This window comes from Lysinibacillus sp. NPDC093712 (assembly GCF_050280025.1).
Lineage (GTDB): Bacteria > Bacillota > Bacilli > Bacillales_A > Planococcaceae > Lysinibacillus.
In genome coordinates, this window is sequence record NZ_JBNNUU010000002.1 from 581,626 (window position 1) to 594,140 (window position 12,515).

The 12,515-nt window shown below is 39.5% G+C and carries 15 protein-coding genes; 2 read left to right on the forward strand and 13 right to left on the reverse strand.

Going from position 1 to position 12,515, the window contains the following annotated elements:
• Positions 1-20 precede the first annotated feature (20 nt).
• From ACQKNX_RS10390 to ACQKNX_RS10445, 12 genes are all read right to left on the reverse strand, one after another.
• Positions 21-2,273: a DNA internalization-related competence protein ComEC/Rec2 gene (locus tag ACQKNX_RS10390; RefSeq protein WP_427428812.1), complete on the reverse strand. Its 2,253-nt coding sequence runs from the start codon at positions 2,271-2,273 to the stop codon at positions 21-23.
• A gap of 35 nt (positions 2,274-2,308) precedes the next feature.
• Positions 2,309-2,878: a ComE operon protein 2 gene (locus tag ACQKNX_RS10395; RefSeq protein WP_427428813.1), complete on the reverse strand. Its 570-nt coding sequence runs from the start codon at positions 2,876-2,878 to the stop codon at positions 2,309-2,311.
• A 118-nt stretch (positions 2,879-2,996) separates the two neighbouring features.
• A complete protein-coding gene (locus ACQKNX_RS10400; RefSeq protein WP_427428814.1) occupies positions 2,997-3,635 on the reverse strand; it encodes a helix-hairpin-helix domain-containing protein in 639 nt (212 codons plus the stop codon).
• 497 nt (positions 3,636-4,132) lie between these two features.
• Positions 4,133-4,873 (reverse strand): class I SAM-dependent DNA methyltransferase, encoded by a 741-nt coding sequence (locus tag ACQKNX_RS10405; protein ID WP_427428815.1) that lies wholly within the window; start codon positions 4,871-4,873, stop codon positions 4,133-4,135.
• Positions 4,874-5,218, reverse strand: a complete 345-nt coding sequence (gene rsfS / locus ACQKNX_RS10410; RefSeq protein ID WP_340823538.1) for a ribosome silencing factor — start codon at positions 5,216-5,218, stop codon at positions 4,874-4,876.
• Positions 5,215-5,787 carry a bis(5'-nucleosyl)-tetraphosphatase (symmetrical) YqeK gene (yqeK, locus tag ACQKNX_RS10415; RefSeq protein WP_427428816.1) on the reverse strand — a complete coding sequence of 191 codons (573 nt, stop codon included), beginning with the start codon at positions 5,785-5,787 and terminating at the stop codon, positions 5,215-5,217. Before yqeK ends, rsfS begins: the two co-directional genes overlap by 4 nt.
• Positions 5,756-6,346 carry a nicotinate-nucleotide adenylyltransferase gene (locus ACQKNX_RS10420; RefSeq protein WP_427428817.1) on the reverse strand — a complete coding sequence of 197 codons (591 nt, stop codon included), beginning with the start codon at positions 6,344-6,346 and terminating at the stop codon, positions 5,756-5,758. The genes yqeK and ACQKNX_RS10420 overlap by 32 nt, the downstream gene beginning before the upstream one ends.
• A 9-nt stretch (positions 6,347-6,355) precedes the next feature.
• On the reverse strand, positions 6,356-6,658 hold the full coding sequence (gene yhbY / locus ACQKNX_RS10425) for a ribosome assembly RNA-binding protein YhbY (protein ID WP_139860444.1): 303 nt from the start codon (positions 6,656-6,658) through the stop codon (positions 6,356-6,358).
• A gap of 5 nt (positions 6,659-6,663) precedes the next feature.
• Complete coding sequence (gene aroE / locus ACQKNX_RS10430; RefSeq protein WP_427428818.1) at positions 6,664-7,494, reverse strand: shikimate dehydrogenase; 831 nt, start codon at positions 7,492-7,494, stop codon at positions 6,664-6,666.
• Between the two features lie 32 nt (positions 7,495-7,526).
• A complete protein-coding gene (gene yqeH, locus ACQKNX_RS10435) occupies positions 7,527-8,630 on the reverse strand; it encodes a ribosome biogenesis GTPase YqeH (RefSeq protein ID WP_401017933.1) in 1,104 nt (367 codons plus the stop codon).
• Complete coding sequence (locus ACQKNX_RS10440) at positions 8,627-9,148, reverse strand: YqeG family HAD IIIA-type phosphatase (RefSeq protein WP_172772137.1); 522 nt, start codon at positions 9,146-9,148, stop codon at positions 8,627-8,629. The genes yqeH and ACQKNX_RS10440 overlap by 4 nt, the downstream gene beginning before the upstream one ends.
• Positions 9,149-9,184: 36 nt before the next feature.
• A complete protein-coding gene (locus ACQKNX_RS10445) occupies positions 9,185-9,967 on the reverse strand; it encodes a phosphatidylserine decarboxylase (protein WP_427428819.1) in 783 nt (260 codons plus the stop codon).
• A gap of 136 nt (positions 9,968-10,103) precedes the next feature.
• Between ACQKNX_RS10445 and pssA the strand changes: the two genes are divergently transcribed.
• Entirely contained in the window at positions 10,104-10,604 is a 501-nt protein-coding gene (gene pssA, locus ACQKNX_RS10450) for a CDP-diacylglycerol--serine O-phosphatidyltransferase (protein ID WP_173477657.1), read from the forward strand.
• An 87-nt stretch (positions 10,605-10,691) separates the two neighbouring features.
• On the forward strand, positions 10,692-11,399 hold the full coding sequence (sigK, locus tag ACQKNX_RS10455; RefSeq protein ID WP_340823529.1) for an RNA polymerase sporulation sigma factor SigK: 708 nt from the start codon (positions 10,692-10,694) through the stop codon (positions 11,397-11,399).
• 365 nt (positions 11,400-11,764) lie between these two features.
• Here the strand turns inward: sigK and mtnN are convergent, their stop codons facing one another.
• The gene (mtnN, locus tag ACQKNX_RS10460) at positions 11,765-12,457 is read right to left on the reverse strand and encodes a 5'-methylthioadenosine/S-adenosylhomocysteine nucleosidase (protein ID WP_340823528.1); all 693 of its coding nucleotides are present in this window, start codon (positions 12,455-12,457) and stop codon (positions 11,765-11,767) included.
• Positions 12,458-12,515: the final 58 nt, after the last annotated feature.

Consider the following 12,515-nt stretch of genomic DNA (forward strand, 5'->3'; position numbering starts at 1 on the left):
ACCAATGGAAAAGACCTTGTTCAGTTTCGGACAAGGTCTTTTTCTGTGCGAACAATCCATTTATCACGATATATAGTGACTTCGATTGTCCCATCTATACTGGTCGTTTTTGTCGCTAATCGCCGCTTCTTAAAACGCTCGACTACAATGTCATGTGGATGTTGGTAGCGATTATTACGTCCTGCACTAAAAACCGTTAATGCAGGCTGTAGAAGCTCTACAAATGGCTCTATACTTGATGTTTTACTACCATGATGACCTGCTTTTAACAGCGTTATGTTTGCTAGTTGTTGACCATATAGCTTTATCAGCTGGCGTTCTCCGGCTTCTTCTAAATCACCAGTTAACAATGCACGAAACGATTGCTGCTGTATAAATAATACAAGGGAATCGTTATTGCCTTCATAAAGCGTATCGCGGGGTGATAAATAGTGAAAACTTGTAGAACCTACATGCCATGACGAACCTTCCATCTTTTCCTTCACAGGTACTTTTTGTTTCGTTGCTTCCACCAATAAATCTTGCATCGCAGGTGTATTTAATGAGCCTGGTGTTACATGAATTTCACGCATCGTTATTTCCTCAAGCACTTCCTCTGCTCCCTCTACATGGTCGGCATCAGGATGCGTTAAAATCAAAATATCCACCTCCCGAATACCTTTTCCTTTTAAAAATGGTACAACAACCTGTCTACCAACCTCATAGGGGCTGTTTGAGAGCTTCCAAGACTCTTGCCTAAACCGAAGGACGCCTCCTGCATCAACCACGTATACGGCCCTTCTAAACGGCAATTCAATGATGGTACAATCACCCTGACCTACATTCAAAAACGTAATCTTTGTTTCCTTAAATAATATAGGCGCAAGATGTATACAAAAAGCAGGAATAAGAAGGACAATGGCGACTTTGCTATAGTGCTTTACTTCTAAAAAATATAAACTAATAAGCACGCTGACAAAAGCAATGCAGACTAACCAGAAGGCAGGTTTCCCCGGCGACCAAAGTTGCAATGGCAAAGCTTGTAAAAACAAGATCGTCTCCGTTAGCCATTGACGCATTGGCTCATATACTTCAAATAATAGCTTTGCTAAAGGCGTCGAGAGGAATGTAGCGAAAAGCATCAAAATATTTATTGGTAAAATTATAAATGAGAATAATGGTACAAAGATAATATTTGCTAAAAACGAAGATATGGATAGTTCATAAAAATGATACAGTAATAGCGGATAAACAAGTAGTTGGCATACAAACGTGATTAAAAATGATTTTTGTAACCAATTCCTGTCCTGAAAAATACCCCACGAGTATATAAGACTAGCTGTTGCTAAATAGGATAGTTGAAAACCAATTTGAAAAATAACACCTGGCTCTAGTAAAACAAAGCTAATAAAGCTGATGGCTAGTGCATCATCAACTGACATATGCCACCTCGTAAAGCGCAATAACATGCTCAGTTCTACAACAGAAACTGCACGGATTACTGAAGGTGCTCCACCCGCTACTACACCATAAACAGGTAACATGATGAGTAAGACAATTATGGCCATTTCTTTGCGAAGCCCCAATCGTAATAACCCCTCATAAAACAACCATGATACAAGCGCTACATGTAAGCCGGAAATGGCAAATAAATGCGTAATGCCGAGCTTTTGATATGCTCGTTGGAGCTCATCATCCATATGATCTCGAAAACCAATAAGCAGCGCCTGTGCCTCTGCGATAAGCGATGGTGGAAAGGATGTCTCAATATGTTTTTTTAGGTGAAATCTATACTTAGCAAGAACAGAGCTAATTGTTTTTTTCTCCGACATTAACGTCCATTTCTTCACTTCAAATACGCCCCTTGCACCTTTGCTCACTAAATATTTCTCAAAGGAAAAATTGTAAGTATGTGCAGGTGGATTTGGCTCTACAATTTCTCCTTGCACGACATAGGTAAAGCCTGTAATTGATGTAGTTTCATAAAAATGCTTTTCAAGCTGTGAGGATAACGTATACGTGACATAAAGTTTTTCACCTGTTTCCGTCCTCGCAAAACCACTAAGCCGCTGTCCGTTAATTTTATAATCGCTCGTCCATGTTAATTGAAAAGTTGACGGTAAAGGGGAAGGTTCCGTCATTCGAAAAGTTGTAATAAAGAAGAAAGAAAGAAGTCCAGCACCTACTACGAGTGCGGAGACGATAAAAGTTTCACCTTTTAAAGTAAGCCAAGTTGCTACTATAAGTAAACTAGCAAGTAGCCAAGCTGACTTGTGTGCTGCTAGTGAGGCCACAAGTACAGCAAGTGCTACATATATCCATTTATGCTTTATAGTATTTTGCCAAATAATGCACTCACCTTCTGTTCATAAGGGAGTAATTTTTCAGCAGGCACACCACTTTCACGTAGCTCATTCAGCATATCTATGTACAAAGCCAATTTTTCATTTCTTAAAAAGTCAATTTTGCGTTCATCAAAAGGTACATGCAATACCTCTACGCCTGCTTTTCCAAATAATTCCTGCACATATGAATTGTTTTTATAGTCCGTTGCATAATAAACTCGTTCAATTCCTGCTTGAATAATTGATTTTGTACATGGTAGACAAGGGAAATGTGTAACATAAAGGTCTGCTCCTTTTGTCGGCGTTCCGTATTTTGCGCATTGTAGGAGTGCATTCATCTCTGCATGCACTGTACGTACACAATGATTATCCACAACATAGCAGCCTTCTTCAATACAATGTTCATCACCTGTAATCGAACCGTTGTATCCTCCTGCTATAATACGCTTATCACGTACGACCGTCGCTCCGACTGCCAGTCTTGTACAAGTACTACGTAACGCGAGTAAATGGCTTTGTGCCATGAAAAATTGATCCCAAGTAATACGCTCCATATGACTACCTCCAATTTACTATCATTGATTATGGACTGTGCATCACTGTCCCAGTCACTTTTCTACTATAGTGTAGCCCTTTTCGAAAAGGGTCGTCAACTTGATACTATATAACCAATTAGTTGACAGTAATTGAATCTTTAAGCATTTCAAAAGTTTTTTCGCCGATTCCAGTCACTTTTTTTATATCTTCTATTGTTTGAAAGCGTCCGTTTTCCTCACGATACGCAATAATGCTCTGCGCCTTAGACGGGCCAATACCTGCTAAAGTTGTCAGTTCCGTATTATCTGCCTTATTAACATTCACCTTATTATTTGTTGACGTTTGGCCTCCAGCAGCGAAGGTGGCATTATCGAAACTGGCCATCACTTCATCAAGCTGCTCACCTTTTACAGGTATATATATAACCATTTCATCTTGCAACTTCTGGGCATGATTAATAAGTCGTGTATCCGCATCTTCGCTATAACCGCCAGCAAGCTGGATTGCGTCGATAATTCGTTGTTCAGAATTTAGCTCATAAACACCTGGATGTAAGACAGCGCCCTTTATATCAATAAACACCTGCTGTAAGACCGCTTCTTCTGCAGGTTCTGTTACTGCTAATTGTTCTGTAGATTGGATTGTTTCGATGAGCTCTTCTTGGGGAGGTGAAGAGTCAAAACTTGAAAAAAAGAAGTAACAAAGTCCACTGATACCAAGTATGCTGGGGAGCAACATACTTTTTCTATACTTTTGCCATAAAGATTGGATCATACATACCATCCTTTCTATGCAAAAGGCAATCATATGGAGTCAATTTCATCATATACTATCATTTTCGTGTTGAAAAGTGGATTGATGCTATATCCCAAAATGTGAATTGTTCTTGCCCTATGTGTCCAAAAAGTTATATTTAAGTAAAAAAAGTTCGGTATAATACCGAACTTTTTTTTACTTAAAACTAATATAGGGGATGACTACTGCCGTTGATTTCCGCTACGGGCGGGCGCTTTCCGCGGGCACACCGTAAGCCGTAAACCTCGCTACGCGCGGTCTGTTGCGTCTTACGTACTGTGCGTTCTGAGCAGGAGTCGCCCGTCCTCCGCTCCAATCAATTTTATATGTATTGCTAGCAGTCTACTTAGACATAGCAAACAGCTGGGGATGTTCGAAGAGTATGGCAAGACGAAAGAGAACCCATTTTTTACAATAAAAATAACAAAAGGGATTAAGATTTCTAATCTTAATCCCTTTTTTGAGTCACTCTTTTTTTACTTCACTGCACGAATAAAAATGCGTTCGCTTTCGTATTCAGGTGCTTCATCTGTAAAATCTGCTGTAACTTCTACATCTGTAAAGCCAATTTCACGAAGCCATGTCATATATTGCTCAATTGGGAATGTGCGCTGGAAATGCTCCTCATCAAAACGTTCGTACAAATTACTCGCTACATCTCGTACATAAAACGTCATTTGATGAACAACAGAATGTTCATAATCGCCAGGCTCTGTATGCCATACATAGCTAATCTCTCCATTATCATACGTAAATGGTCCGTCTAAAAAAATCTCATTCATTTTAAATAATGAATGGACATCAAAAAACAGTTGACCACCTTCACGTAAAGCATGGAAAATACGTTCTAGCGTCGAATAAACATCTGGTTGTTCCACAACATAGTTAAGCGAATCAATTGCAATTGTTACAACATCCAGTGCCTCAAAACCATCTAATTCATGCATCGACATACAGAATAGCGGTGCTTGTAGACCCGCCTCTGTAAAACGCTCAGCCGCTATAGCAAGCATATCTTCTGACAAATCGATGCCACTTACACTATAGCCAGTATTGGCTAACATAAGGCCAAGAACACCGGTCCCACAGCCAATATCTAAAAGCCTCGGGAAATGTTTGCTCGGTGCATGTTGCTCAATCCATTCCACATAGCTATTATATGGAATATCAGTTTGGAGCTCATCGTATACATGAGCAAAACGTTCGTAGCTACTCACTTACGCCTCTGGTACGTCTAATTGTGGTGCATCGCCCCATAGACGCTCTAAGTTATAGTAAGCACGCTCATCCTTGTGGAATACGTGTGCTACAACATCCCCTAGGTCTACTAAAATCCATCGTGCGCCATCGAAGCCTTCTACGCGACGAATTTCATGTCCTTCTTTGACTGCTACATCTTGTAATTCACGTGCAATCGCTTGTACTTGGCGATCTGAGTTCCCGTGTGCAATGATGAAGTAATCTGCTAATAGTGAAATACCTTGCATATTTAAAACGACAATATCCTCACCATGTTTGTCGTCGATTGCTTTGTAAGCTGCTTGTAATAAAGTTGAAGTCATCCTTCACTTTCCTCTCTTTTCATCATATCGTTATAACATGCTATAGATAATGGGTAAATTGCCTGCTTTGAATCAATTAAAAACGCTAATGTATGGCGTATACAGGCACTCATTGCCTTATCCAAATTTTTTTGAGCTTTTTTTCGCAGTCGTTCAACACCTTCAAAGTTTCGATTCGGTTCAATCATATCTGCGACAAAAAGTATTTTTTCTAAACGACTCATTGCTACACGTCCTGTCGTATGAAAGCGGATAGCATTTAATATATCTTCATCCGTAATGCCGAATTCACTTTCAGCAATATATGCCCCAACTGGACCATGTAGTAATTCACTGCCCCAGCCAATGAGTTGTTGATCTAATTTTTCGTTTTGAACGATGCGCTCCATCCATTCGATCTCTGCATACTTTGCAATATCATGGAGAATGGCTGCTATTTCAGCTTTCTTCTCGTTCTCACCATAAATTTTTGCTAACGCGATGGCTGTTTCCATTACACCCAGTGTGTGGATATAACGCTTTTCAGGCATACGTGGTTTAATCGCTGCTAAATACTGTTCGCGTTCCATAAAGACCTTCCTCTCGTATAAACGTCTCTACCGCTTCTGGCAGTAAAAAGGTTACCGTTCTACCAGTGGCAAGGCGTTCACGAATCAGTGTAGACGATAAATCGATTTGCGGTACTTCCACCATCAAGACAGGATACTCCGTACGCGCCTCAGTACTTGGACGCTTTACGCCGACGAATTGAACGAGCTCCACTAGCTCATCAATGCGATACCACGTATGGAGTGAATCAATCATATCCCCACCAATGATAAAGTAAAATTTTACAGTCGGCTCTCTTTCACATAATGCAGCAAGTGTGTTATATGAATAGGATACGCCTCCCTTATCAACCTCATACGACTCCACACGAAAATGCGGATATGGTTGAATAGCACGTTCAACCATTTCTAATCGTTTTGCATCACTCGCATCATGAGGAGCTTGTTTATGAGGTGGTAATGCATTCGGCAAAAAACGTACCTCATCTAATTCCAATGCATGAAATACTTCGTTTGCCATCATTAGATGTCCGATATGTGGTGGATTAAACGTACCTCCAAGTAAACCGACCTTCTTCATCGTTTCACCTTATTTCGCTACTTTTGGTAACACAATTTTTTTGTTGTTACGTGATTCTTTATATAAAACAACTGTTAATCCGATTAATTGAACAAGCTCAGCATGTGCACCTTTTGCAAGAGCTTCAGCTACTTCTTGCTTATCATCTTCACAGTTATCTAAAATACGCACTTTAATTAGCTCACGTACTTCTAATGCTTCACGAATTTGCTTTGTCATTTCGTCATTCACGCCGCCTTTTCCTACTTGGAAAATCGGTGTTAAATGATGTGCTTCTGCACGTAAAAAACGCTTTTGTTTACCTGTTAACATAAAAATTATTGTCCTCCTAATTGCGCCTTCAATCGCGCAATCATTGAATTTGTTTTTGGATATTCGTCGAGCCAGCATTGGAACGCAATCGCACCTTGATGTACGAACATGCCAAGACCAGTAACTACAGTTGCACCTTTTTCCTCAGCCGCTTGTAAAAAAGGCGTCATTAATGGATTATACACAATATCTGCAACAATTGCGCCTTTCATTAGTCGATTCAGTGAAAATGGCATTGAAAAATCACCCGCAACAAGTCCCGCTGACGTCATTTGTACTAAAATGCCATAGTCAGCCAACGTTTCCTCAGCTTGCGCTAATGAAATCGCTCGACCTGTTCCAAGTTCATCGATAATTGCCTGGGCATTGGCAACAGTACGATTGGCAATTGTTAAATTCGTATAGCCTTGTTGTTGCATCGCAAAGGCTATGCCACGAGCTGCCCCTCCTGCTCCGATAAGAAGCACTGGCTTTTCTTTATGTGACTTGCCTACAGCCTCTTCCAACGAGCGAACAAAACCAAGCCCATCCGTATTGTATCCTTTTAACTTACCATCTTTTGTACGTACAACCGTATTTACCGCACCCATTTTTTCTGCTAACTCATCTAACTCATCTAAAAAGGGAATGATTGCTGTCTTATGGGGAATAGTAACATTCCAACCACTTGCACCTAATGTTTTAAAACCAGCAACCGCCGCTTCTAACTGATCTGGTGTCACATGTACTGGAATATAAGTTGCATCGATTGCCATTTCTTCAAACCAAACATTATGCATGGCTGGTGATTTTGAATGCTCGATTGGATCACCAATTACTGCAAACCACTTCTTCATGTCCTAGTTCCTCTTCTCTTCTTTACTAATGATTAAATGAGTGATGGACGAATTGAAACTTGTACACCTTTTGGGGCATAAGCAGCAATAACTACATTAGCATGCTGTACCGTAATCCAACCAAGCCCTGAAAAGACGACATCTGTTTTTGCTTCTTTTATTGAAAACTCATGACGGATTAACTCAGGTAGCTTGTCAATAAAGTTTGCAGTCGGTGGTGCAAGTAATTCGCCCTTATGCTCAGCGTATAAATCATCTGCCTTTTCTAACTTCGTACGGTGGATTGGCAGATCATTTGCCACATGAATTGTGAATGCCGAACGTTCACCTTGAATAAAATCAAAACGTGCCAGTGCACCAATGAATAATGATTGACCTGGATTTTGCTGATACACTTTCGGCTTAATTTCTTTTTTGGGCATAATATATTTTAATTCACTCGCATCAATGTAATGCGCCATTTGGTGGTGATTAATAATCCCTGGGGTATCATATAATGCACTACCATCATCGAGTGGAATTTCAATCATATCCAATGTAGTTCCTGGGAAATGAGAAGTTGTGATGACTTCCCCTTCACCTGTAGCCTGCTTAATAACGCGGTTTATAAACGTGGACTTCCCAACATTTGTACAACCTACTACGTAAACATTTTGGCCTTTGCGATACTCGTCAATCGCTTCCATCGCCTCAGTCATTCCTTGTCCTTTATGTGCACTCACTAAAAGCACATCAATTGGTTGTAGGCCGAGTGCCTTTGCTTCACGTTTGAGCCAGTTGATAACCTTTTTAGGCTTCACTGATTTTGGAAGCAAATCAGCTTTATTCGCTACTAATAGCACTGGATTTTTGCCAACAAAGCGATGAAGCCCTGGCAACCAGCTACCATTGAAGTCAAAAATATCAACGATTTTCACGATTAAGCCTTGCTGTGTTCCAAGACCATTTAAAATACGTAGAAAGTCGTCATCTGTTAATGACACAGGTTGAATTTCATTGTAATTTTTCAAACGGAAGCAACGTTGGCAAATAACCACGTCTTTTTCTAATGATGATGGGGGTGCGTACCCTACTGCTGTTTTATCTTCTGTTTGAATTGTCGTACCGCAGCCAATACAATTTGGCATTTCGTTCATTCTTTTTCCTCCCAAGTAATTATTCCTTTTCGTTTTAAATCATTGAACACACGACGCTCAACGAAACGATTAAATTTTGTTACGAGCCCATCTGATTGTGCAACTGGTTTTACTAAAATAGTATGCAGTCCTAAACGATTGGCACCCATTACATCTGTTAGTAGCTGGTCTCCTACCATTACTACTTCATTTGGACGTAATCCTAATTGAATTACGGCACTATAAAAGGCATTTCGAAGTGGTTTTTTTGCTTTATGAATATACGGAATATTGAGCGGATCAGCAAAATGCTTTACACGCGCCTCTTTATTATTCGACGCGATGATAACGCGAATACCCGATTCCTTCATAATACGTAGCCAAATAATAAGCTCTTCCGTTGCATCTGCACGGTCCCATTCCACAAGCGTATTATCTAAATCTGTAATAATCCCTTTAATGCCTAATTCTTGAAGCTTTTCTGGTGTAATTTCAAAAATGCTTGTCACAAATTCATCTGGTAATAAAAAATTATACAAAATAGCGACCCCTAATCTAAACGTATTATTCGACCATTATAGCATATTTGCAAAGGCTTCACCCATGCGAATTGGACTTCCTTGTACAACATTGTCCGTAAATGTAATAGTATCTTTTTCAAATAGCATGACCACTGTCGAACCAAATGAAAAATAACCGACTTCCTCACCTTTTTCCCAATGTACTGTTGTATTTGTCAGCACAATGGAGTTGACAAAAGTAGCACCAACTTTAATAAATGCTATTTGCTGGCCATTTGCTACTTTTAACTCCGTTACAAGACGATAGTTATGAGAAATTGGTTTTTTACCATATGTGAGGCCAAGCTGATTGACAGGGAAAGACGTTTGTCCAAGTGTATATTGTCTTAACACAGTGCCATCAATCGGGCTATGGATTCGATGATAATCAGCGGGACTTAAATAAAATACTATATAATGTCCATCGGCATATTGTGCAGCGCGATCTTTATTACCTAGTAAATCCTGTAAGGAATAAGGCTTGCCTTTCACAAGGAAAGTCATATCCCATTCAATGCGCCCAAATGATTCGACTTTTGCATCTACGGGACTCGTATAAACGAAAGGACTTTGATCGATTGGTCGTGCATCCGTTAAAAGTTCCCTTGTAAAAAAATCATGTAAACTTGAAAATTGTTGTTGTTTTTTTGAAACTTCTTTAAGGTTAATATCGTATATTTTCATATAGCTTGGAATTATTCGCTTACTCCACTTCGCTTTAGCAATAGTTTGTAAAAGCTGGGAAGATTGTTTGCCATTCGTTAATTCTATTAAGCGTTGGTAAAGTTTCTCTTTCATAAAGCAAAACCCCTATCGATTAAATTAGACTGTCAATTTTTTCGCATCCGAAGTATAATGGTACAATATCTTAAGTGCAAAGGAGTGATCCGCCTTGTTTTTTTATCACAAGTTGGTGGATACGACGGTTAAGAAAATGAAATCGCACGCAGCAAACTTCATAACAATTAGTAATATGTCCTTTGGTGGCGCGGCCATAATGGCCACTTTACATGAATATTATAGCTATAGTGTCTTGTTTATCTTTATTGCTGCTCTTCTCGATCGCTATGATGGGAAAGTGGCACGTGCACTCGGACAGGTATCCGAGTTAGGTAAGCAATTAGATTCTATGAGTGATATTATATCATTTGGTGTAGCCCCTGCATTATTAATGTATGAAGTTGTCCTAGTTGATTTTGGTTTCGCGGGCATGATGATGACCGTTCTTTATATCGTCTGCGGTGCGATGCGATTAGCTCGCTTCAATATTAGTGAAGCAAACGGTTATTTCACAGGACTACCGATTACAGCGGCTGGTACGCTATTAACATTAACGTATTTTGCGTCTAATACGTTCCACCCAGCTTTTTATCTTTTCCTACTTCCCATTTTAGCTTTACTAATGATTAGTACATTTACGTTAAAAAAAGTGTAACAGCGCATTTGCTGTTGCACTTTTTTTCATTGAACGCCTTTTCTTAACATATACTGTCGAAAAATGGGGAAAGGATGAAATCATTCAATGAGCGGAATTTTTACTTCTATGTTGCAGTTATGGTTTGAAATTCCTGCGTTATTCGGTTATTTAAAAGGGCAAACATTCCATAAACCCTTTTCTAAAGAAGAGGAAGCTGCTTGTATTGAACGATTTTTAGGTGGAGATGAGCAAGCGCGTCTTGATTTAATCGAGCGCAATATGCGACTTGTTGCACATGTCGTAAAAAAATTCCATCCAAAGCACGAGCAACTTGATGACTATATTTCCATCGGTACAATCGGTCTAATGAAAGCCGTTGAAAGCTATACCCCTGATAAAAAGACGCGCCTTGCTACGTACGCAGCGCGCTGTATTGAAAATGAAATTTTAATGCACTTACGAACACAGAAAAAAGTACAAAAGGATGTATCCCTGTTTGAACCAATCGGTACAGACAAAGATGGAAACGCACTGCAAATTCGCGATTTACTACAATGTGATGAAGAAAGTGCGACAGAAAAATTAGAACATAAAGAGCATGTCGCTCAGTTGTATCATTATTTGCATATGCTTGATGAACGAGAGCTTGAAATTGTCACACTCCGCTATGGATTAAATCAACACGACGCGCTTACCCAAAAAGAAATTGCTGCCCGCTTGAGCATTTCTCGTAGTTATGTATCTCGCATAGAAAAGCGAGCACTCATTAAACTCTATCAATTTTACAAAAGAGATCAAAAGTCTATTGAGTAATTTATTGTAATGTGTTATTCATAAAAATTCAATCAAGAATATTACCCACTTGTTTTCAAAAATTACATTGAAGAGCTTATTTTGATTTAGCAGTTACTTGTTCCATATAAAAAGCTCCTTTAGGCTTAACAGCCACAAAGGAGCTTTCTATAAAGTTTTAATGAGTCGTTTCAGTAAGGTCGGCCGAAATAAGCGTGCCGATTAACATCGTAATGATGACGACACCTGCTGTCAAAAATAGCATAATGAATACCTCCCATCTAACTATGAAAAGAATTAATTAATGCCATTGTAGCATTGAAGACTCATTACGACTGTGATTTTTCTCACTATTAAACTGTTCATTTTGTCTATTTCGTGTAGATTTATAGAGACGAAATTGCCTTTAATACAATTTGTGTAGAGTGTTTAGCAGCTACTGGTAGGAACTCATCAAAGCTGATGTTCGATTCTTTTCCAGCAATATCCGATAAAGCACGAATGACAACGAATGGTATACCGAATTGATAGCACACTTGTGCAACAGCTGCCGCTTCCATTTCAACAGCTTTCATTTGTGGAAAATGCTGACGAACTGCTTCTACCCTTACAGGATCATTCATAAAAGCATCACCTGAGCAAATTAGGCCAATACCGTATTGGTGTTCACCTACTGCTTTTACAGCTTCTTCAGCTACTTTCATGAGCTTTGCATCCGATTGGAAAGCAGCAGGCATTCCTGCCATTTGACCAATTTCATAACCGAAGATTGTCACATCAACATCATGATGGCGTACTTCATCAGAAATAACAACTGCTCCTACTTCAAGTGCCTCATCGTAGCCCCCAGCAGAACCCGTATTAATTACTACATCTGGCTTGAATTCATGCAATAAAATTGTTGTAGACATTGCTGCATTGACTTTACCAATACCGCTTTTTAATAATACTACTTCTTTTCCTTCATAAGTCCCTGTTGTATACTCACTGCCAGCAATTGTTGTACTTTTAGCATCCTCTAAAGATGCCCGTAGCAGTTCTACTTCTTCTTCCATTGCACCGATAACTGCGATTTTCATGAATCCAATACTTCCCTTCTACTATTCAACTCTAATTCTGTCTATGCCTAGTCGGCAT